The sequence below is a fragment of the Sphingomonas astragali genome, from assembly GCF_051400615.1.
Lineage (GTDB): Bacteria > Pseudomonadota > Alphaproteobacteria > Sphingomonadales > Sphingomonadaceae > Sphingomonas.
Genome location: NZ_JBLFFH010000001.1, coordinates 196812 through 216061, shown reverse-complemented (window position 1 = coordinate 216061; position 19250 = coordinate 196812). Strand labels below are relative to the sequence as shown.

General features: G+C 68.2%; 23 protein-coding genes and 1 tRNA gene. 11 read left to right on the top strand and 13 right to left on the bottom strand.

All coding sequences use genetic code 11. The annotated features are described in order from the left end of the window. Window positions 1-19: 19 nt before the first annotated feature. Together ACMGER_RS01075 and ACMGER_RS01070 are read right to left on the bottom strand one after the other, a co-directional pair. Window positions 20-1987 (bottom strand): FHIPEP family type III secretion protein, encoded by a 1968-nt coding sequence (locus ACMGER_RS01075; RefSeq protein ID WP_436810277.1) that lies wholly within the window; start codon window positions 1985-1987, stop codon window positions 20-22. Window position 1988: 1 nt separating this feature from the next. Further along, complete coding sequence (locus ACMGER_RS01070) at window positions 1989-2834, bottom strand: lytic transglycosylase domain-containing protein (RefSeq protein WP_436810276.1); 846 nt, start codon at window positions 2832-2834, stop codon at window positions 1989-1991. A 550-nt stretch (window positions 2835-3384) separates the two neighbouring features. Between ACMGER_RS01070 and ACMGER_RS01065 the strand changes: the two genes are divergently transcribed. The 9 genes from ACMGER_RS01065 (at window position 3385) to ACMGER_RS01025 (ending at window position 10019) form a co-directional block, all read left to right on the top strand. Further along, window positions 3385-4548, top strand: coding sequence for an EscU/YscU/HrcU family type III secretion system export apparatus switch protein (locus tag ACMGER_RS01065; RefSeq protein ID WP_436810275.1), 1164 nt, complete (start codon window positions 3385-3387; stop codon window positions 4546-4548). A gap of 35 nt (window positions 4549-4583) precedes the next feature. Then, the gene (fliO, locus tag ACMGER_RS01060) at window positions 4584-4895 is read left to right on the top strand and encodes a flagellar biosynthetic protein FliO (protein WP_436810274.1); all 312 of its coding nucleotides are present in this window, start codon (window positions 4584-4586) and stop codon (window positions 4893-4895) included. Next, the gene (locus tag ACMGER_RS01055; RefSeq protein WP_436810273.1) at window positions 4895-5839 is read left to right on the top strand and encodes a FliM/FliN family flagellar motor switch protein; all 945 of its coding nucleotides are present in this window, start codon (window positions 4895-4897) and stop codon (window positions 5837-5839) included. Before fliO ends, ACMGER_RS01055 begins: the two co-directional genes overlap by 1 nt. After that, window positions 5836-6534, top strand: coding sequence for a type III secretion system export apparatus subunit SctR (gene sctR, locus ACMGER_RS01050; RefSeq protein WP_436810272.1), 699 nt, complete (start codon window positions 5836-5838; stop codon window positions 6532-6534). The genes ACMGER_RS01055 and sctR overlap by 4 nt, the downstream gene beginning before the upstream one ends. A 216-nt stretch (window positions 6535-6750) precedes the next feature. Continuing rightward, window positions 6751-7017, top strand: coding sequence for a type III secretion system export apparatus subunit SctS (gene sctS, locus ACMGER_RS01045; protein ID WP_436810271.1), 267 nt, complete (start codon window positions 6751-6753; stop codon window positions 7015-7017). Next, window positions 7014-7841: a type III secretion system export apparatus subunit SctT gene (sctT, locus tag ACMGER_RS01040; protein ID WP_436810270.1), complete on the top strand. Its 828-nt coding sequence runs from the start codon at window positions 7014-7016 to the stop codon at window positions 7839-7841. Before sctS ends, sctT begins: the two co-directional genes overlap by 4 nt. Beyond that, the gene (locus ACMGER_RS01035) at window positions 7838-8236 is read left to right on the top strand and encodes a helix-turn-helix transcriptional regulator (protein WP_436810269.1); all 399 of its coding nucleotides are present in this window, start codon (window positions 7838-7840) and stop codon (window positions 8234-8236) included. The genes sctT and ACMGER_RS01035 overlap by 4 nt, the downstream gene beginning before the upstream one ends. 154 nt (window positions 8237-8390) lie before the next feature. Continuing rightward, a complete protein-coding gene (locus tag ACMGER_RS01030) occupies window positions 8391-9029 on the top strand; it encodes a hypothetical protein (protein ID WP_436810268.1) in 639 nt (212 codons plus the stop codon). Between the two features lie 93 nt (window positions 9030-9122). Next, a complete protein-coding gene (locus tag ACMGER_RS01025) occupies window positions 9123-10019 on the top strand; it encodes a DUF6683 family protein (protein WP_436810267.1) in 897 nt (298 codons plus the stop codon). A gap of 199 nt (window positions 10020-10218) precedes the next feature. On the opposite strand, the gene ACMGER_RS01020 is transcribed toward ACMGER_RS01025, so the two are convergent. From ACMGER_RS01020 to infA, 6 genes are all read right to left on the bottom strand, one after another. Continuing rightward, a complete protein-coding gene (locus ACMGER_RS01020) occupies window positions 10219-11034 on the bottom strand; it encodes a 3-keto-disaccharide hydrolase (protein ID WP_436810266.1) in 816 nt (271 codons plus the stop codon). A gap of 243 nt (window positions 11035-11277) precedes the next feature. Then, window positions 11278-11353, bottom strand: a tRNA-Phe gene (locus ACMGER_RS01015). Between the two features lie 32 nt (window positions 11354-11385). Then, window positions 11386-11568 carry a DNA gyrase inhibitor YacG gene (locus ACMGER_RS01010; protein ID WP_436810265.1) on the bottom strand — a complete coding sequence of 61 codons (183 nt, stop codon included), beginning with the start codon at window positions 11566-11568 and terminating at the stop codon, window positions 11386-11388. Further along, on the bottom strand, window positions 11546-12508 hold the full coding sequence (locus ACMGER_RS01005) for a ribonuclease (protein ID WP_436810264.1): 963 nt from the start codon (window positions 12506-12508) through the stop codon (window positions 11546-11548). Before ACMGER_RS01005 ends, ACMGER_RS01010 begins: the two co-directional genes overlap by 23 nt. Continuing rightward, window positions 12501-13082: a Maf family protein gene (locus ACMGER_RS01000; protein ID WP_436811635.1), complete on the bottom strand. Its 582-nt coding sequence runs from the start codon at window positions 13080-13082 to the stop codon at window positions 12501-12503. The genes ACMGER_RS01005 and ACMGER_RS01000 overlap by 8 nt, the downstream gene beginning before the upstream one ends. A gap of 8 nt (window positions 13083-13090) precedes the next feature. After that, window positions 13091-13339, bottom strand: a complete 249-nt coding sequence (gene infA, locus ACMGER_RS00995) for a translation initiation factor IF-1 (RefSeq protein ID WP_325489830.1) — start codon at window positions 13337-13339, stop codon at window positions 13091-13093. A 292-nt stretch (window positions 13340-13631) separates the two neighbouring features. On the opposite strand from infA, the gene ACMGER_RS00990 reads away from it, so the two are divergent. Continuing rightward, a complete protein-coding gene (locus ACMGER_RS00990; RefSeq protein ID WP_436810263.1) occupies window positions 13632-13916 on the top strand; it encodes a hypothetical protein in 285 nt (94 codons plus the stop codon). Between the two features lie 178 nt (window positions 13917-14094). On the opposite strand, the gene ACMGER_RS00985 is transcribed toward ACMGER_RS00990, so the two are convergent. From ACMGER_RS00985 to ACMGER_RS00975, 3 genes are all read right to left on the bottom strand, one after another. Then, on the bottom strand, window positions 14095-16263 hold the full coding sequence (locus ACMGER_RS00985; protein WP_436810262.1) for a sodium-translocating pyrophosphatase: 2169 nt from the start codon (window positions 16261-16263) through the stop codon (window positions 14095-14097). Window positions 16264-16375: 112 nt separating this feature from the next. Continuing rightward, the gene (thiL, locus tag ACMGER_RS00980; protein ID WP_436810261.1) at window positions 16376-17245 is read right to left on the bottom strand and encodes a thiamine-phosphate kinase; all 870 of its coding nucleotides are present in this window, start codon (window positions 17243-17245) and stop codon (window positions 16376-16378) included. Between the two features lie 11 nt (window positions 17246-17256). After that, the gene (locus tag ACMGER_RS00975) at window positions 17257-17841 is read right to left on the bottom strand and encodes a TetR/AcrR family transcriptional regulator (protein WP_436810260.1); all 585 of its coding nucleotides are present in this window, start codon (window positions 17839-17841) and stop codon (window positions 17257-17259) included. Window positions 17842-17932: 91 nt separating this feature from the next. On the opposite strand from ACMGER_RS00975, the gene ACMGER_RS00970 reads away from it, so the two are divergent. After that, the gene (locus ACMGER_RS00970) at window positions 17933-18526 is read left to right on the top strand and encodes a DUF308 domain-containing protein (protein ID WP_436810259.1); all 594 of its coding nucleotides are present in this window, start codon (window positions 17933-17935) and stop codon (window positions 18524-18526) included. 2 nt (window positions 18527-18528) lie between these two features. Here the strand turns inward: ACMGER_RS00970 and ACMGER_RS00965 are convergent, their stop codons facing one another. Together ACMGER_RS00965 and nusB are read right to left on the bottom strand one after the other, a co-directional pair. Continuing rightward, window positions 18529-18705 (bottom strand): DUF4169 family protein, encoded by a 177-nt coding sequence (locus ACMGER_RS00965; protein ID WP_436810258.1) that lies wholly within the window; start codon window positions 18703-18705, stop codon window positions 18529-18531. Window positions 18706-18707: 2 nt separating this feature from the next. Then, window positions 18708-19178, bottom strand: a complete 471-nt coding sequence (nusB, locus tag ACMGER_RS00960; RefSeq protein ID WP_436810257.1) for a transcription antitermination factor NusB — start codon at window positions 19176-19178, stop codon at window positions 18708-18710. Window positions 19179-19250 lie beyond the last annotated feature (72 nt).

Below are 19250 nucleotides of genomic sequence, written 5' to 3'. Positions count from 1 at the left end.
GAACGCCGCGGGAATCGCATCATTCGGCAAACTCTCGTTGCGCCTGGTCGGCCAGGCTCTCTGGTGCGGAATTGAGCTCGCCGACGATGTCGAGCGGCACCGCGGGATTGAGCTCGTTGAACGAAATGACGGGGACGTCGAACAGGTCGCCGGCGATCAGCAGCCGCAGCGGCCGCCGGAGGTCCTGCGCGGTCAGGATCGCGCGCGCGCCGCTCGCCTCGACCTGCTCGGCGAGCAGGGCGTTGAGCGCGCGCATCTGATGCGGGTTGATCGCGAGGCGCATCTGCCCGTCGACCGGGGTCAGCGTGTGGCGGATGATCTCCTCCAGGTTGCTGCCGACGATCAGCACCCGCAGGCGCCCGGCGACGCACAGTGGCGCGATCAGGTGCCGGCGCATCGCGATGCGGACGCGCTCCGCCATCGGGATCGCCTCGCGCTCGTACTGGCCGACCTCGCCGATCGCCTCGACCGCGTCGCGGAAGTTCCTGAGCGGCACCTTCTCCTCGACGAGCAGGCGCAGCACCTCGCCGATGCGGCCGGTCGGCACCGCGCGCACGGCTTCCTTGACCACCTCGGGATGGCTCTCGCCGAGCCGGTTGAGCTGGTCGGTGACCTCCTGGAGGCCGAGGAACAGCCCGAGATTGCGCTCCAGGAGGCGCGCGACCTGGCCGGCGACGCGCGGTGCGAAATCGTCGTCCTCGACCACGCCGCCGCCGAGCGGCGCGTCATGCGCGACCAGCGCCCAGCCGCCGGCCGGCATCGCCGGGCCGGTGTCGGCGACGATGCGCAGGTCCGGGACGGCGACGCCGCTGCGCTCCTGCAGCGCGGCGATGCCGGTGCGGACCCGGTCCGCCAGCGCGGCGAATGCTGGCGAGTCGGCCGGCGTGCCGATCGTCAGCCGCAGCGGATCGAGCCGCGGCAGCGCCTGCGCCTCGATCGTCGTCTCGCCGGCGATCGCCGCGGATGTGCCGCTGCTCTCCATGCCGAGTCGCGCGCGCACCCAGCGGCCCGAGGTCGGATGCGAGAGCGTGCCGCCGATCAGCAGCGCGGCGGCGAGCGCGAAGAACACGAGCGTCGGGAAGCCCGGCACCAGACCGAGCAGGATCGAGAGCGCGCCGGCGATCAGCAGGACGTGCGGCTTGCCCGAGATCTGCCGCGCGATGGCGGGACCGAGGTCGCGGTCGCGGTCCTCGTCGGTGGTGCGGGTGACGAGCAGACCCGCCGCCATCGCCGAGAACAGCGCCGGCACCTGCGCGACCAGCCCGTCGCCGATCGTCAGGATCGAGAAGGTGGCCGCCGCCTCCGATGCCGACAGCCCGTGGTAGAGCATCCCGACCGCCAGCCCGCCGAGCAGGTTGACCAGCACGATCACGATCGAGGCGATGGCGTCGCCCTTCACGAACTTCATCGCGCCATCGAGGCTGCCGTGGAGCTTGCTCTCCAGCTCGAGCGTGCGCCGCTTCTCGCGCGCCTCGTCCTTGCTGAGGATGCCGGAGCGCAAGTCGCTGTCGATCGACAGCTGCTTGCCCGGCATCGCGTCCAGGCTGAAGCGCGCCGCCACCTCGGCGACGCGCTCGGCGCCCTTGGAGACGACGATGAACTGGACGACGGTGATGATCAGGAACACCACCAGCCCGACGATCAGGTTGCCGCCCGCCACCATCTCGCCGAAGCGCTGGATGATCGCGCCGCCGTCCATCGTCGTCAGGATCATGCGCGTGGTCGAGATGCTGATCGCGAGCCGGAACAGCGTCGACAGCAGCAGCACCGTCGGGAAGGTCGAGAAATCGAGCGGCTTGGTGATGTAGACCGCGCTCAGGAGCAGCAGGATGCCGACCGTCATGTTGATCGCGATGAAGACGTCGAGCGCCAGCGGCGGCATCGGCAGGATCATCAGCATGACGACCGTCACCAGCGCGCCGACCAGCAGGACGTCGGAGGTGCGAATCGGCAGGCGCAGTCGCCGGAAGGGCAGCGCGTTGGCCATGTCAGCGGGTCGCGACGCCCTGCTCGGACACGAGCTGGTTGTAGTTGGTCATCACCGCACGGACATAGTTCTGCGTCTCGGGGTAGGGCGGCACCTGATTGCCGTATTTGCGCACCGCGCCCTCGCCAGCGTTGTAGGCGGCGAGCGTCAGGTTGAAGTCGCCGTAGCGCTGGTGCAGCCGGCGCAGCAGCCGCGCGCCGCCGTCGACGTTGCTCTCCGCATCGGCAACCGAGCGGACGCCGAGCTCCCGCGCGGTGCCCGGCATGAGCTGCATCAGCCCGCGCGCGCCGACCGGGCTGGTCGCGTTGGCACGATAGCGCGATTCCTGGGAGATCACCGCGTGCAGCAGCAGCGGATCGACGCGGTGGCGCTGCGCGACGCGGCCGATCATCGCGTCATAGGGCGTGGTGTAGCTCGCCGGCCGCATCGACAGGATCGACTCGGCGTCGAGCGGGCCCACGTTGACCAGCGGCGCTGCGGCGAGGTCGACCGGCTCCTGCCGCTTCGGCCTGATGTGCGCGACTCGGACGCCGCTCGACGGAGTCGGCGTCGCCGCGGGTACGACCGCGCGGCGGATCGCCGGCCGGTCGGGCGCGATCTCCAGATTGGCCGGCGGGACATAGTCGGCCGGCGACGCCGGCGCGGTGACGATCTGCTGCGGACCGCACTGGACGAGCGACTGCACCCCGGCGAGCGAGCCCGCATCGGCGATGCGCAGCGTCGCCGTCAGCGGACAGGGCGGCGGGGGCGGGGGCTTATCCCTGGAACTGGCAACCGAAGGAAGAAGACCGGCACCGAAACCCAGGACGAGAATCGTCGCCGATCGTATATCGAAACCAAGCTTCATCTGCATCGCTCCGCAGTCTCCGACTGTGATCGGAGAAGCCACAACGATGCCCCACTGCCGCCGGTGCTCCGGTTTCGACGGCAGTAACTAGTCTGCGGGGGAATTTTTTCAGTTTCAAGTCATCGCGTGCAAATTTGATCATTCTCAATGAGATACGACGAATCGAGGCAAGTACGCGACGAAGTGTGTGAGTCGCGTGGAACCTTTCTGGGGGGAGGGAGCGTTTCGCATCCGAAATGAGGATCAGTATACTATTAGGAGTCGTGCGGAATCCTGCGGGATTCTGTTCTTTGTCATAAGAGTTACATGAGTACCCGTCAGATCGTCGTACAAACGTGATTGACTTGATGGTGTTTATTGCTGAATCGTTTCGTCCTGTGAGTCGCTGTTCCGCCCCACGAACGGCGTTTCACCGACATCGACAGTAACGCGCCGTGTATTGGTGCGCGATGTCTCGGCCTTGCTCGGGCTGATGAAGTGGAGGAGTCGATGAGATCGGCGGTGCGAAGCACCGATCGATCGATGGCGGCTGCTGGAGACAAAAGAGCGCATGGCCCAGAAGAACGACGGCGCCGACAAGAATGAGATGCCGACGCCCAAGCGGCTTCGGGATGCGCGCAAGAAAGGCGACGTCGCCAAGTCGAAGGACCTGAGCGCCGGCTTGCTGACGCTGGCGTGGCTGGTGCTGTTCGTGCTCGCGTCGGGTTATGTGGCGAGCGAGCTGGCGCGGCTCGCCACCGACACGCTCGCCATCGCCACCACGGTGCCGTTCGACCAGGCCGCGACGATCGTCGGGCGCGATGCGTTCGCCACTTTGGTCCGCGTGTCGCTCATCACGCTGGTGCCGGTGGCCTTTTTCGCGACCGTCGCCGAATTCCTCCAGGTCGGTCCCATCATGACCACCGACAAGATGAAGTTCGGTCTGGAGAAGCTGAACCCGATCGAGGGGCTGAAGCGCATGTTCGGCAAGGACGGGCTGTTCGAGCTCGTCAAGACGCTGATCAAGGTCGGCCTCATCTGCGCGATCTTCTACCTGGTGTTCCGCAGCGCGCTGGCGGGATCGGGCCAGCTCATCCGCCTGGCGAGCGCGTCGCCGGTCGATGCGAGCGGGCCGGCCGCGGCGATGGCGGTACTCGGCCAGAGCTACAGCCTGACCCTGCAGATGTTCGCGATGGTGGTGGCGGTGTTCCTGTTCGTCGCGGTCGGCGACCGGATCTACGCCAAGAACAAGTTCATCAAGCAGATGAAGATGAGCCGCCGCGACATCAAGCAGGAGTACAAGGAGGACGAGGGCGACCCGCAGATCAAGTCGATGCGGCGCGAGATGCACCAGGAATGGGCGAACCAGAACGCGATCGGCGCGACGCGCGGATCGGCGGCGCTGCTGGTCAACCCGACCCATATCGCGATCGCGCTCGACTATGACGTGGAGAGCTGCCCGGTGCCGGTGATCGCGGCGAAGGGCGCGGGCGCGCTCGCCGCGGCGATGCGCACCGAGGCGGAGTCGGCGGGCGTGCCGATCATCCGCAACGTCGCCGCGGCCCGCCAGCTCTGGGCGCGCGGCGAGATCGGCGAGATCGTGCCGCAGGACATGTTCGACGCGATTGCCGCGATCATCCTGTGGGCGGGCAAGGCGAGGAGCGGCGAGGCGCCGATGTGGCAGGACATGGACTCCGCCCAGCCGCGCCGCCCGGCGCTCGCCCCCGCATCCTGACGGACCATCCCGAATGAAAGGACCAGCATAGCGACATGGGTATCGGAGCCGTGGTCTCGTCGATCCTGGCGATCGTCATCGCGCTGGCGGTGGTGCTCGGCATGGCCTGGGGCGTCATCTGGCTGCTCAAGAAGCTCCAGGATCGCCAACTCGGCGTCACCAGCGGCGGCGAAGGCGAGCTGCCGATCCGCTTCCTGCGCTCGATGCCGCTCGGCCAGCGCGAGCGGGTGGTGCTGATCGAGGCGCGCGGCGAGACGATGCTGGTCGGCGTCACCACCGGCTCGATCACGCTGCTGGCGCGCTGGCCCGAGACCGCCCTGCCGCCCCGGTCGCGGGTGGAGGGATGATGGCGAGCGCCGCGCTCGACGCGCTGACGGAGCTGCCGGCGGTCGATCCGGACGCGGCGGCGCTCGGCCAAGTGCTCTGCACGCTGATCGGAAGCGCGGATCTGGATGCGGCCGTCGTCCGCCGGCCACAGGCGGCGCACTGGTTCGTCACCGCGGACGGGCTCCGCTTCACGCTGCTGCGGTGCGAGGGACGCCGTGCGCTGCTCGACGAAGCGCGCGTCGGCGATGCGGTCGCGCTGCTCGACAGGGCTGAACCTGTGCTGGCAGCGCTCGAGGCCGCGCTGGAGCTCCCGCTGGAACCCGAGGCGCTCGCGCCCGACCAGCCTGAGCGCGCGGTGCTGGTGTCGTTCGCGCGCGAGGGGACGAGCGGCCTCGTCGCCGTCCCGCCCGACCACCCGGCGCGGGCCGGCTGGGAAGAGCGGGCCCGCGCCGTCGTCCCGCCGGCGGATGCGCTGCCGGTCGTGCTGCGCTGCCTCGTCCAGGGACCGCGCCTGTCGGTTGCCGAAGCCGGCGGGCTTGGCGGCGGCGACCTGGTGCTGGTCGACGCCCGCCCCTGCACGAGGATCGAGCGCGGCGACGGCGGCATCGTCGCCGGCCAGCTCGACCTCGCTTCGGGCTTGTTCGCGCTTCACGTCCACGGAGGATCGATGTCCGAATCCGACTCGCCGAGCCCCGGCAGGGCATCCGATTTCGCGGTGCCGCTGAGCATAAGGCTGCCCGACCGCATGACCAGCGCGGCGACGCTCGCGGCGCTGAGGCCCGGCACCACGCTGCCGCTCGGGCCCTTCACCGACGGGCTGGCGGTCGAGCTGCTGGTGGCGGACCGCCTGCTCGCCAAGGGCGAGCTGGTCCGGCTCGGCGATCGTTTCGCCGTGCTGATCGAGGAACGGGCGGACCTGGTCGACGTCGAACCCGCCGAGCCGGAGACGGAGACCGGCGCGTGAACCTCGCCGCCTTCACGCCGGGTTCGGCGCTCGTCACCGTCGTCCTGATCGCGCTCGCGCCGTTCTTCGCGGTGATGGTGACCAGCTTCACCAAGATCGCGGTGGTGCTGAGCCTGGTCCGCAACGCGCTCGGCCTCCAGCAGGTGCCGCCCAACATCGTGCTCAACGGGCTCGCGCTGATCCTGTCGGTGTTCGTGATGTATCCGACGCTCGACAAGATGTACGCGGCCGCCAACGTCGAGAGCCCCGTCTCCGCGCCGACCATGCCCGGCGAGCCGCGCGCGGAGGAGAATCCGCTCCAGAGCACCGGCGACATCTTCGCCACCGCCGACCGCGCCAAGGAGCCGCTGCGCGAATTCCTGATGAAGCACAGCGATCCGCGCGAGCGCGCCTTCTTCCTGCGCACCCAGCAGCGGCTGGGCGATCCCGGCACCGCGCAGACGCTCAGGGAAAGCGACTTCGTGATCGTGATCCCGGCGTTCGTGGTCAAGGAGCTGAAGCTCGCCTTCCAGATCGGCTTCCTCATCTTCCTGCCGTTCCTGGTGATCGACATGGTGATCTCCAACATCCTGCTCGCGATGGGCATGATGATGCTGTCGCCGGTCACCATCTCGCTGCCGTTCAAGATCCTGCTGTTCGTGCTGGTCGACGGCTGGGTGAAGCTCAGCCACGGGCTGGTGTTGTCCTATGCTTAGGGTGGATCGATATTTTGCTCTGTCGGCTGGCCGGGCGTCTCTTCCAGCGTCACCCCGGACTCGTTCCGGGGTCCGTCGTGCCGTCTGCACTGTGCAAGAGGCTCTATCGCCTGGCGAAGTCGATGAGTGGACCCCGGAACAAGTCCGGGGTGGCAATGGGGAAGGGGGTGGATGTCAACCAACCCCTCAAATATCGATCCGTTCGAGGCGCGCCCCATGAGCGACGATCTCGTCCGCCTGACCACCGAAGCCTTGTGGCTGGTGCTGCTCCTGTCGGCGCCGCCGATCATCGCGGCGTCGGTGGTGGGCCTGCTCGTGGCGATCCTTCAGGCGGCGACGCAGCTTCAGGAGCAGACGCTGCAATATACGCTGAAGTTCTTCGCGATCGTGATCAGCATCCTGGTGACGGCCGGCCTGATGGCGGGAACGCTGTACGGCTATACCGACGCGATCTTCTCCGGCCTGGCGGGGGTCGGGCGATGATCGAGGCGGTGCCGCCCGGCGTCGGCGTCCCGCTGCTCAAGTCGATCCCGTGGCTCGATCAGCTGCTGACGGTCGGCGTCGCCTCGACCCGCTTCGCCTTCGCCTTCGTGCTGGTCCCGGTGTTCTCGCGCGAGGTGATGCCGGCGACCGTCCGCAACAGCATCATCGTCACCTTCGGCCTGGTCGCGCTCGCGCTCCGGCCCGATTTCGCGCCGGCGAACCTCAGCGCGATGGGCTGGGCGACGATGGCGCTCAAGGAGGCGGCGGCCGGCGGCATCATCGGCCTGTTCTTCGGCACGGTGATGTGGGCGATGGCCGCGGCCGGCGAGATCATCGACACCAAGGTCGGCGCCACTATCGGCCAGCTCGTCGATCCTTTGAGCGGCAACACCACCTCGCTCACCGGCATCCTGCTCAGCCGCTTCGCCGAGGTCGTGTTCGTCACCGCTGGCGGGCTCACGCTGCTGGTCGGCACGGTGATGGGCAGCTACCTGATCTGGCCGCTCGGCCCCGGCGGCATCGCGCTCGACCTGCGTGCCGTCCAGTATTTCGAGGGCGAGTTCGGCCGCCTCTTCACGCTCGCCTTCCTGTTCGCCGCGCCGACGCTCACCGTGCTGTACGTGATCGACGCGGGGCTGGGCTTCCTCAACCGTTTCGCTCAGTCGTTCAACGTCTTCTCGCTGTCGCTGCCGATCAAGGCGGTGGCGGCGTGCTTCGTGGTGATCCTGACGCTGCCGCTGCTGGCCGAGGCGATCTATGCCGACCTCTCCAGCCGTCCGGAGATCGCCGGCGGCGTGCTCCGACGCACGGGGCAGGGGCGGTGAACACGAGCCACGCACCGCATCCCGCACCCGGTCCGGCCATGCCCGGCGAGGGCGTGACCGATACCGCCGAGCTCGAACGTCTCGTCGGCCTGCTGCGCGAATCCGAGGCGCGGCGCGAGGCCCATGCGCGCGAGCTCCAGATCGGCGAGTTCACCGTCTCCGGCGCGCGCGTCCCCGTCCACCATGTCGCCGCGCTCCAGACGCTGACCCGCAACGAGGCGGCGGTGCTGCGCTTCCTCGGCTGGGGGCGCGCCAACGGCGACATCGCGACCTTGCTCAACATGACCGAGAACACGGTGCGCACGCACATGAACAACGCGATCCGCAAGCTCGAGCTCGACGGCGTCCGCGAGCTCAACAGTCTGGCGGGATTGCTGTTTCTGCCGCTGGAATGAACAAAACTAAACGAATCGATTAGCCGATCTAAACGAATCGCTGAGCGCATCCCTCGAGCAAATCCGCCATTCTCCAGGACGTAGCGGTGATCGGCCGCAACCGGCCCGCTCCCCCGCACGGAGCGCGAAATTCGGGAAGGGAAAGGAAACGGTCATGAGCTTCTGGAGCGGACTTACGGGATCGCTGTTCAACCCGATCAGCCTGGCACAGGTCGCGATGGGGCCGGCTGGCTGGGCGTCGCTGGCGGCGCGGGTCGTCATGCAGGCGGTCGGCCAGCAGATCATTCAGAGCCTCGGCCAGAAGCTCGGGCTGCCGCAGGGCGTCATCGACATGGCGAAGACGGCCTTCAGCAGCGCCGCGGGCGGCTCGCCGCTCAGCATCGGTGATGCGGTGGGGCAGATCGGCGGCAACTACGGCATGACGGCCGCCGCGCAGGGCGCTCTCACCCGCGAGCTGACCAACCAGGCGGAGAACATCGCCGAGAAGCTCTTCACCGCCTCGCGTGAGGGCAGCGACCGCGCCAAGACCGAGGGCTCGCGCAACGGCAAGGTCGGCAGCGGCAACTGGCTGCGCGCGATCGCCGAGGTGATGGCGTCCTCGATGGACAACAAGATCGAGGAAATGCAGTCGCTGGCGCAGACCTACGACTCGCAGTCGAAGGACAACAAGTCGACCCAGACGATGACCGATCTTCAGGTGGCGACGCAGGAATTCAGCTATATCATGCAGTCGACCACCAACATGATCAAGACGATCGGCGAAGGTCTGTCAACCATGGCTCGCAAGGGCTAAGGAAGCCGGCATTTCGTCGCAATTCGCCGGGCGAAGCATCGACTTCGCCCGGCGTTTTGCTTATTCGGGTCTTGGGGGTTCAGGAGACGTGCAATGTCGCTTAAGATGATCGCACCCATCTGCTTCGCCTTGCTTGCCGTCCCGGGCGTTGCCCAAGCCCAGATGATCAGCCCGATGCTTTACGAAGGGCCGCGGATCGCGCTTCAGGCCCATGCCAACACAACCCGTTCGGCGGCGCCGTTGCGCAGCATGTCGCGGCAGGATCCGTCCGCTGCCATGCCGGCTCTGGAAGCGCCGCGGCCCGCCAGTTTCCGCTATACCCCGTCGCGCGAGCGTCGAACCCGGAACCTCGCGCATTTCGTCGAGAAGAGCCGCGCCGCCGATCCGAAGGGCGCGGACGATCTCGCGCAGTTGTTCGCCCAGGGCGACATTATCGAACGGATGCGTCCGGAGCTGTCGAAATATGGCCTCAGCGTCGACAACGTCGCCGACGCCTATACCGTCTGGTGGATCAATGCCTGGCAGGCGAGCCGCGGCCTGTCCGGCGACGTGAGCGACGCCACGACCGCTTCGGTGCGGCGGCAGGTGATGCAGTCGATGGGCTCTTCTCCCGAGTTCCGCAATGCGGGTGATGCCGCCAAGCAGGAGATGGCGGAATCGCTCCTCGTCCAGTCGCTGCTGCTGGCGGGGGCTGTCGAGCAGGCGAAGGGCAACCGCCAGCAGCTGAACGCGGTCAGCCGCGCCGCGGCTCAGGGCGCCCGGGGCATGGGGGTCGACCTGGCGTCGATGACGCTGACCGAGGATGGCTTCCTTCCCGCCGATCAGGCAGGCGAAGCGGGCTCGAAACCTGACGCTCAGCCGGTCGAACTTGCGCAGGCCGCGCCGGCAAATGGCGGCGACCGGCCGCCTTACGCGCTGATCGCCGCCGCTGGTGGGGCGGGGCTCGGTGGCATGGTCCTGTTGGGGCGGAGGATGGGTCGTAGGGCCTGACGCAGCGGTTGCGGTTCGTGGAGGTTCAACGGACATATCGAAGCGGCTGCCGCGGGCTCTGCGTCCAAAACGCACGCTGCGCGGAGTTGGTCGGAACCACGAAGAGACCAATCGTCAGCTGAACGGTTTCCTGCCGCCCGCCCAAGGCTGACCGTCGCGAAACCGCCCGTCGCGAAGATTCGCCGCGACCGCCGCCGGATCATGAAGCCGGTGTCGATCCGCCTTGCTTGTCGAGAACCTGCAGTTCGACGGCGTCGAATTCGATCGGATGCCCCTCGCTCTGGAGCGCGATATAGCCTTGGGTCAGGCGCAGGTCCTTGCCGGCGCGGGCGACGGCGCTCTTGGCAACCGGGTCGGTCGGATCGAGCCTGGCTCTGGTATAGCGCTGCACGACCTTGCCGTTGATCCGATGGACGATCTCGCCCGAAGGAAGCACGTCGAGCTCGGCCTGCACCCAGGTGCCGTTGGGTATCGTCGGCCCGCTCGACGGCGTGCAATGCTCGGCCGCGCGCCTGCCGCCGATGTCGACGTCGGTTCCCGGCGTGCAGACCGCGCCCGTAGGCCGTGGCTTATCGCCGTCGCGTCCCAGCAGCTGGAACTCGATCGATACCGGAAAGCTCTGGTCATGCCCGATGTCGCGCGGGTTCTCCGACAGAAGCATCACGCCGCTGTTGCTGCGCGCCCATGTCGGCGCGTCGGGCAGGCCCGGATCGAGGAAGCGGTAGCGCAGGCGCAGCCGGAAGAAGCGGAGCGGGCGATCGTAGAACAGATGGCCGAACCTGCCCGCGAACTTATCGTATCCGGCATAGGAGACCTGGAGCTTGCCATCCTTGACGACGAAGGTTCGCCGCGCGTCCTCGCCGGCAGCTTCGCCGACGATCTTGGGCGTCCAGCCGGCAAGCGTTCGGCCATCGAACAGCCGCTCCCAGCGCGGCGCGGCGGCGGTTGGCTGCAGCGGTGCGAAACCCTGGACAACGAGCAGCGATGCGAGCGCGATTCCGAAGGCAGGTTTCATGACGTGCGCTCTCCCCTGTCCGGCCGCTTCCCAAGCAGGCGGCCGTCCTTGCCAACATGGGTAGGTTCTAGGGTCGGCGCTCGCCTTCCGCAACGGTCGCGATGGCGCGGGGCTTGGTGCGTGGCGCGATGCACCGCTCCGTCCGGATGGTCATGGCCGAGGTGAAGCGGGGCGAACCCAAGCGCCTGGTGTTCGACAGCCTCTCGGAGGTGCGGGCGTCACGAATGGCCGCGGTCAGGGCCATGGTGCCCAGGGACGGAGTCGAACCGCCGACACTGCGATTTTCAGTCGCATGCTCTACCAACTGAGCTACCTGGGCATTCACGGACATGCCGCGAAAGAGCGTCGCCTTTAGTCGCGGCTTTCGGGGCTGTCTAGCCCCGGATCGGCTGGCGGGCCGGGCAGGCGATAGCCTTCGCCGAGCCAGTTCAGGAGATCGCGGTCACGACAGCCCTGGCTGCAGAAGGGCGCGAATCCGGCTTCGGTCGGCTTGCCGCACAGCGGGCAGAGATCACGCGAATTGGGCTTGGACATGCCCGCCCGACATGGTGAGCGACGGGTCCTCGCGCAAGACGATTTCGGTGCCGAGGCGGCGGGCCAGCTCCATGCTCCAGCCGGGAGCGATCGCGGCGATCACCGCCGGATGCGCCGTAAGCGTCCGCGCGCCCGCGCCGGGCGTGCGTTCGGCGCGGCGGAGGAGCGCGCGGGCGTGGGCGAGCGCCGGCTCCATCGCATGGATTTCGGGGAGCGATCGGCGGCGGCGGGGGCGGACGATCTGGACGAAGCCGAAGCCGTTGACCGCGGTGCGCTCGAACGGCGGCGCCAGCGCGGCGTCGATCGCTTCCGCGGCGGCGTGGCGGACGGCCTTGTCGGCCCCAGCCGGAAGGTCGATACCGATCGAGCCGGCGATGTCGAGGCGGCGGACCGCCTCGGCCGCCGCGCGCGCGCCGGCGATCGCGAGCGGCGCGGGTGCGAGCGTACCGTCGACGTCGATCAGCGTCATCGCCGGCGTCAGCGCGATGCGGAGCTCGCCGCCGGGGAAGGCGACCCTACCGGTGGCGGCCTCCTCGAGCAGCTCGGACCATCCGGCCGTCTCGAGCAGATCGGGGTCCGTATGGCGAAGCATATGCCCGTCGAGAGGCGGCGGTGGCACGGGTTCGGCACCGCTGGCGCTGGGGCGGGCGCGGGCGCGCTTGGGCTTGCCGGGCTCGGGGATGGCCGGCCGGACGATCTCGACGCGGGCGAGCGCGCCCTCGGTGACGCCGGCGGGGAGGGGGGACACCAGCGCCTCGTGCCCGTCCCAGGCGACGATGCCCTGACCCCGCTCCGGGACACGGGCGACGAGGCGCGCCTCCACCACCGTTCCGGCGACCAGCTCGCCGTCGGGGATGATCCGTGCCTCCAGGATGCGATCGCCCTCGACCAGCGCCGCGCGGGTCTCGCCGATGCCGGCCTCGACCAGCCACTCAGCCAAGCGGAAAGCCCGCGGCGCTGAGCAGCGCGCGTGTCTCGTAGACGGGCAGGCCGACCACGCCCGAATGGCTGCCGGACAGGAAGCGCACGAACGCCTCGGCGCGGCCCTGGATGGCATAGCCCCCCGCCTTGCCCATGCCTTCGCCGCTGGCGACGTACCAGTCGATCTCGGCGTCGCTGAGGCGCTTGAAGGCGACGACGGTCTGGGAGAGGCGCAGCCGCGCGCGGCCGTCGCGGTCGATCACGCAGACCGCGGAGAGGCAGGCGTGGCGCCGGCCGGAGAGCAGGCCGAGCATCCGGCGCAGGTCGGCTTCGTCATGCGGCTTCTCCAGGATGCGCCGGCCGACCGCGATGGTGGTGTCGCCGGCGAGGATGATCTCGCCCGGCGCGCGCTCGGTGGCGCGGGCCTTGGCCTCGGCGAGGCGCAGGACATAGGCCTTGGGCAGCTCGCCCGTGAGCGGTGTCTCGTCGATGTCGGGCGCGGCGAGCCGGGCCGGCGTGATGCCGAGCCGCGCGAGCAGCTCGAGCCGGCGCGGCGAGGTGGAGGCGAGAACGAGTGCGGGCGGTTCGCTCAGGACGCGGGTCAGCCCTGCGGGCCGGGCCCGCCGCGGCCCGGCATGAAGCGATAGGTGATGCGGCCCTTGGTCAGGTCATAGGGAGTGAGCTCGACCAGCACTTCGTCCCCGACGAGCACGCGGATGCGGTTCTTGCGCATCTTGCCGGCGGTGTGGCCGAGAATCTCGTGATCGTTCTCCAGCCGCACGCGGAACATCGCATTGGGCAGGAGCTCGACCACCTGGCCGCGCATTTCGAGCAGTTCTTCCTTGGCCAAACAAAACCTCTTGGGTGCAAATGGGTGGCGCCCCTTACTCCCTGAACGGCAAAAAGGGAAGCGGAGAGGGGACTCGGCGGATGACTTGGCTGTCCGGGTCCGGACAGCATTCGTCCATTTTCGTTCAGTTCCGGGTGCGAGAAACCGGGGACCAGCGCCAAGGCTTGGCAAGAATGGCCGGGCCCTTCCAGCTAAGTAGTTGATCCTGCGTGAATGGAGGCATTTGGCACGGGGAATGCATCTCACTGGACGCGGGTGATGAGCCCGAACGTTCAGTTCAGAGGAGGTTTCCATGTCTGCTTCACTTCGTCCGTTCGGTGCCGCCCTTGCCGCCGGGATCGCCGCCACGCTCTGTCTCGCCGCGGCGGCCGCGCCGGCAATGGCGCGCGACAAGGAGGGGCCGGCATCCTCCAATTTCCAGGTGAAGACCGAAGGCGACAAGATCTGCGTGATCGCGAAGGAGGTCACGACCGGCTCGATCATGAAGCCGCGCGTCTGCAAGACCCGAGAGGCCTGGGCGACCGAGGGCGTGAAGTTCTCGGCCCGTCCGGAAGCGTCGAAGGTCGCGGTGAAATGAGGTCGGGTCTGGAGTCCGTCCGGTCGAGATGAAGCGACACCAGTGCTCCTGTTTTCGCAGGAGCGCGATCCAGTTCATCCGGACAGATTCGAGGCGATCGCCACCGGCCTTTCGATCTTCCTATGAAAAGGCCCGCCCGGATCGCTCCGGACGGGCCTTTCAATTTTCGCCGGACGGGTCAGCCGCCGGCCTGCCCCGCCGCCAGCGCCGCAAGCAGCAGCAGCGCGACGATGTTGGTGATCTTGATCATCGGGTTGACCGCCGGGCCGGCGGTGTCCTTGTAGGGATCGCCCACCGTGTCGCCGGTCACCGCCGCCTTGTGCGCGTCGGAGCCCTTGCCGCCGTAGTTGCCGTCCTCGATGTACTTCTTCGCATTGTCCCAGGCGCCGCCGCCCGAGGTCATCGAGATGGCGACGAACAGGCCGGAGACGATCACGCCGAGCAGCATGGCGCCGAGCGCCGCGAAGCCCTGGCCCTGGCCGGCGACCGCCGTAATCAGGAAATAGACCAGGATCGGGCTCAGCACCGGCAGCAGCGACGGCACGATCATCTCCTTGATCGCGGCGCGGGTGACGATGTCGACGGTGCGGGCATAGTTGGGACGGCTGGTGCCCTCCATGATGCCGGGGTTGGAGCGGAACTGCTCGCGCACGTCCTCCACCACCGATCCGGCGGCGCGGCCGACCGCGGTCATGCCGAACGCGCCGAACAGATAGGGCAGCAGAGCGCCGAGCAGCAGGCCGACGATCACGAACGGGTTCGACAGCGAGAAGTCCACCGTGATGTCCGGGAAGAACTCCTTGAGGTCGGTGGTGTAGGCGCCGAACAGCACCAGCGCAGCGAGCGCGGCCGAGCCGATCGCATAGCCCTTGGTCACCGCCTTGGTGGTGTTGCCGACCGCGTCGAGCGCGTCGGTCTTGTGCCTGACCTCGTCGGGCAGGCCCGCCATCTCGGCGATGCCGCCGGCATTGTCGGTGACCGGACCATAGGCGTCGAGCGCCACCACCATGCCGGCCAGCGCCAGCAGCGAGGTCGCGGCGAACGCGACGCCGATGATGCCGGCGAGCTGGTAGGTGGCGACCACCGCGACCACGATCACCAGCGTCGGCAGCGCGGTCGATTCGAGGCTGACGGCGAGGCCCTGGATGACGTTGGTGCCGTGGCCGGTGACCGACGCCTTGGCGATCGACTTGACCGGGCGATAGTTGGTGCCGGTGTAATATTCGGTGATCCACACGAGCAGGCCGGTGACGCCGAGCCCGATCATCATGCACCAGAACAGGTCCATGCCGGTGAAGCTCGGGCCCCCCGCTTCGACGCCGAGCGCGGCGTCGGTGGTCAGCGCATCGCTCATGGGATCGAGGAAGCCGGCGCCGCCGATCACCGCGTTCATGTCGCCGAGCGTGTAGCGGGTGGCGAGATAGATCGCGGGGACGGCGAGAATCACCGTCGTCCAGAAGCCCTTGTAGAGCGCGCCCATGATCGAGCCCTTGCCGAGCCGGACCGCATAGGTGCCGATGATCGACGTGATGATGCACACGCCGCCTACGATCAGCGGCAGGCTCATCAGCGCGAGCAGCTCGGCGGAGCTCGCCTTCACCAGCAGCGCGATCGACACCATGGTGAGGCCGAGCGTGACGACATAGGTCTCGAACAGGTCGGCGGCCATGCCGGCGCAGTCGCCGACATTGTCGCCGACGTTGTCGGCGATCACGGCGGGGTTGCGGGGATCGTCCTCGGGGATGCCGGCCTCGACCTTGCCGACCAGGTCGGCGCCGACGTCGGCCGCCTTGGTGAAGATGCCGCCGCCGAGACGCGCGAAGATCGAGATCAGCGAGGCGCCGAAGGCGAGCGCGGTCAATGCGTCGATGATCGGCCGGTCGTTGGGCGCGTGGCCGGCGGGACCGATCAGATACCAGAACAGCCCGGCGATCGCGAGCAGGCCGAGCCCCGCCACCAGCATCCCGGTGATCGCGCCCGAGCGGAAGGCGAGGGTGAGCCCGCCCTGCAGGCTGCTGCGCGCCGCCTCCGCGGTGCGGACGTTGGCGCGCACCGAGATGTTCATGCCGACGAAGCCGGCGACGCCCGACAGCACCGCCCCGATCAGGAAGGCGATGGTGGAGAGGATGCCGAGGGTGAGGAACAGGACGACCGCGACGATCACGCCGACGATGGCGATGGTGGTGTATTGCCGGCCGAGATAGGCCTTGGCCCCCTCCTGGATGGCGGAGGCGATGTCCTGCATCCTGGCGTCGCCCGCGGGCGCTCGCAGCACCTGGCTACTGGTGAAAAGGCCATAGAGCACGGCGATCAAGCCGCACAGGATAGCGCCGTAAACGATCGTCATAGGCGAACTTCCCCTTCTCTTCCTAAAGGCCGCGCCTGGATTGCCCGGTCTGACGCCGGATGCGCGTTGGGGGGAAGGTATAAGGGCGAGCCGACCGAGCGCAAGCGTGCCGTCAGCGGTGCTCGTAACCGAGGCGCGGAGGGAGGGGTAGGAGAGTGCCGCCATCGGTGAGGCTGAGGCCCTGTCCGGCGGCGAAGGTGCCGATGCGGGTGGCTGGCAGGGGCGGCTCGGTGCAGGTGGGGAGGGCGAACAGCAGCTCGTAATCGTCGCCCGCGGTGACGGCGGCGAGGCGGTCGCCGGGATGGTGCGGCGAAAGCGGGACGCGCGCGAGGTCGACTGCGACCGCGCAGCCGCTGGCGGCGGCCATGCGTGCGGCATCGATCAGCAGCCCGTCGGACACGTCCATCATCGCGGTGACGAGCGGCGCGAGCGCGCGGCCCTCGGTGAGGCGGGGGATGGGGCGACGATAGCGTTGGAGCAATTCGGGCGGCCCCGCGGCCCCCTGCGCGATTGCGAGGCCGATTCCTGCATCACCGATCGTACCGGTCACCCAGAGCGCATCGCCCGGCCGCGCTCCGGATCGGGTAGGAGAAACGGCGGCCAGGCCGATCGCAGTCAGCGCCAGGGTACGGGGCCCGGCGACCTTCACCGTGTCGCCGCCGAGAAGCGGGCAGGCAAAGGCGGCGAGTGCTTCGCCCAGGCCGGCGAGGAAGGCGCGATCCCAGGCCTCGTCGCCGAGGGGGTAGCCGAGCAGGATGCCCTCCGGCACGGCACCCTTCGCGGCGAGATCGGAAAGGTTCACCGCTACCAGCTTCCAGGCGACGTCGCCGGGTGGATCGGCGGGCAGGAAATGGACGCCCTCGGCGATCAGGTCCGTCGTGACGACGAGCTCGCCGAGCCTCGCCGCATCATCGGCGAGGCCCAGCGCCCCAGGATGAAGCGGGAGGGTGCGCAGGGCGGCAAGGAACTGGGCTTCGGTCATTCCGAACTCCGCTAGCGGAGACGAACGATGCGCGACAGCAACGTCTCGGTGATCACCGCGAACCGCTCGGGATCGTCGAACGCGCGGGCCGACAGCATCGCCCCATAGACGGCCGACATGAAGGCATCCGCCTCTTCCGCAGGCGGCCGGACGAGCGATACGTTTCCCTGGCGGACGCCCAGCGCCAGGATGCGCGTCAGCCATCCCGTCAGCTCGGCGAAATGCGCCCTGACGACGACGACGAGATCGTCCGGCAGGCTCGGCAGCTCGGCAGCGAGCATCGCGGCCACGCAGAACGGCGCCGAATCATCGGCGATGCAGCGCTCCCAATAGGCCACATAGGCGCGAAGCTGCTCACTGGCTTCGGGTTCGATGTCCGCCAACTGTTCGACCTGCGCGCGGATCACGGCGCGCGACTGTTCCACGACTGCTTTCGCCAGGTCGCTCTTGGCCGCGAAGTGGTGGTGGATGCTCGCCTTTCGGATGCCGATCGCCGCGGCGACGTCGGCATAGCTGAAGCCGTTGTATCCTCGGGTCATGATGAGGCGCCGGCCTTCATCGACGATCTGCTCGGCTGTGGATCGCGCTGGTTCCATGTTTCTACCTTCCGATAGGTAGGTAATCGCTTGCAATGCGCACGACAATCGCCCTATCGTCTACCTACTGATAGGTAGATGGAGAATTTCCATGAGTCGAGTCGTCGAACACAACGCTGTTTCTGTGACGGCGAGCGCACCTGCAGCGGGTGCTGCCGAGCTGCGGAACTATTACTGGATACGCGCTGTCGTCGCAGCGGGCTGGGTTGCCGCGGCCTTTTCGCTCGGTAGTGGGGCGCCGATCGCCGCCGCCGTCCTGCTGATCGCCTATCCGGCCTGGGACGCGGCCGCCAATCTGATCGACGCCGCACGGAACGGCGGATTGAAACCGAATCGTACCCAGGCACTGAACGTGCTGGTGAGCGCGACGACAACGATCGCGGTGGCGGCAGCGATCGGAGACATGAGGGTGGTCGTCGGCGTGTTCGGCGTGTGGGCGATCCTCGCCGGCCTCCTGCAACTCGCCACCGGCGTGCGGCGCTGGCGGTCCTATGGCGCGCAATGGGCAATGGTCCTCAGCGGCGCGCAGTCGGCGCTGGCCGGCGGCTTCTTCATCAAGCGATCGCTTGGAAGCGCCACGCTGGGCATCACTGACGTGGCACCCTATGCCGCGTTCGGCGCCTTCTACTTCCTGGTTTCGGCGCTGTGGCTAACCATCCGCCGCGACGCGTCGGGCCGCCCCTAGCGTCAGCGGTCCCGCCTGGCGCCGTTCAGCTCATGCTCACGCCGCTCGGCCTCGCGCCGGGCGGCTGCCTTCTCGCTCTTGGTGCGGCCGAAGGCAACGCGGTTGGTCGCGGCTTGGGCCTGCGCATCGGCGCGGCGCTTGGCCTTACGGGCGCGGCCCAGGTTGACGATCTCGCCCACCGCTAACCGCGCACGTCCTTCGCCACGGCGTCGAGCAAACCGTTGACGAAGCCCTTCTCGCGCTTGGCGTAGAAGGCGTCGGCGACGTCGAGATACTCGCTGATCACCGTCGCGGTCGGCACGTCGCTCCGGGCCAGCAGCTCGTAGGTGCCGGCGCGCAGGATGCCGCGCATCGGCTTGTCGAGCCGGTCGATGCTCCAGCCCGACGAGAGCTTGGCGGTGATGAGGCGGTCGATCTCCTCGCCGCGGGCGTCGACGCCTTTCACGACATCATCGAAGAAATCGACGTCGGCGTCGGCATATTCGACATCCTCGATGGTGGCGCCGAGCCGGTGGTGGTGGAACTCATGGAGGAGTTGCGCGAGCGGCGTCGCCTCCATCTCGCGCTGGTAAAGCGCCTGTACCGCGGCGAGCCGCGCAGCGGCGCGCGCCTGGCTGCGTGCGCGGGTTCGGGAATTGGCATGAGTCGTCATCGTGTGGCCCATAAACTGCGAGAGAGTGGTTTGTCCCCCCTCGTCATGCCGGACTTGTTCCGGCATCCACGT

Excerpts from the sequence above, each read along its gene's own strand:
- ACMGER_RS01075 (WP_436810277.1), bottom strand. The coding sequence starts at position 1,987 with ATGGCCAACGCGCTGCCCTTCCGGCGACTGCGCCTGCCGATTCGCACC.
- ACMGER_RS01070 (WP_436810276.1), bottom strand. The coding sequence starts at position 2,834 with ATGAAGCTTGGTTTCGATATACGATCGGCGACGATTCTCGTCCTGGGT.
- ACMGER_RS01065 (WP_436810275.1), top strand. The coding sequence starts at position 3,385 with ATGGCCCAGAAGAACGACGGCGCCGACAAGAATGAGATGCCGACGCCC.
- fliO (WP_436810274.1), top strand. The coding sequence starts at position 4,584 with ATGGGTATCGGAGCCGTGGTCTCGTCGATCCTGGCGATCGTCATCGCG.
- ACMGER_RS01055 (WP_436810273.1), top strand. The coding sequence starts at position 4,895 with ATGGCGAGCGCCGCGCTCGACGCGCTGACGGAGCTGCCGGCGGTCGAT.
- sctS (WP_436810271.1), top strand. The coding sequence starts at position 6,751 with ATGAGCGACGATCTCGTCCGCCTGACCACCGAAGCCTTGTGGCTGGTG.
- sctT (WP_436810270.1), top strand. The coding sequence starts at position 7,014 with ATGATCGAGGCGGTGCCGCCCGGCGTCGGCGTCCCGCTGCTCAAGTCG.
- ACMGER_RS01030 (WP_436810268.1), top strand. The coding sequence starts at position 8,391 with ATGAGCTTCTGGAGCGGACTTACGGGATCGCTGTTCAACCCGATCAGC.
- ACMGER_RS01025 (WP_436810267.1), top strand. The coding sequence starts at position 9,123 with ATGTCGCTTAAGATGATCGCACCCATCTGCTTCGCCTTGCTTGCCGTC.
- ACMGER_RS01020 (WP_436810266.1), bottom strand. The coding sequence starts at position 11,034 with ATGAAACCTGCCTTCGGAATCGCGCTCGCATCGCTGCTCGTTGTCCAG.
- ACMGER_RS01010 (WP_436810265.1), bottom strand. The coding sequence starts at position 11,568 with ATGTCCAAGCCCAATTCGCGTGATCTCTGCCCGCTGTGCGGCAAGCCG.
- ACMGER_RS00990 (WP_436810263.1), top strand. The coding sequence starts at position 13,632 with ATGTCTGCTTCACTTCGTCCGTTCGGTGCCGCCCTTGCCGCCGGGATC.
- ACMGER_RS00985 (WP_436810262.1), bottom strand. The coding sequence starts at position 16,263 with ATGACGATCGTTTACGGCGCTATCCTGTGCGGCTTGATCGCCGTGCTC.
- thiL (WP_436810261.1), bottom strand. The coding sequence starts at position 17,245 with ATGACCGAAGCCCAGTTCCTTGCCGCCCTGCGCACCCTCCCGCTTCAT.
- ACMGER_RS00975 (WP_436810260.1), bottom strand. The coding sequence starts at position 17,841 with ATGGAACCAGCGCGATCCACAGCCGAGCAGATCGTCGATGAAGGCCGG.
- ACMGER_RS00970 (WP_436810259.1), top strand. The coding sequence starts at position 17,933 with ATGAGTCGAGTCGTCGAACACAACGCTGTTTCTGTGACGGCGAGCGCA.
- nusB (WP_436810257.1), bottom strand. The coding sequence starts at position 19,178 with ATGACGACTCATGCCAATTCCCGAACCCGCGCACGCAGCCAGGCGCGC.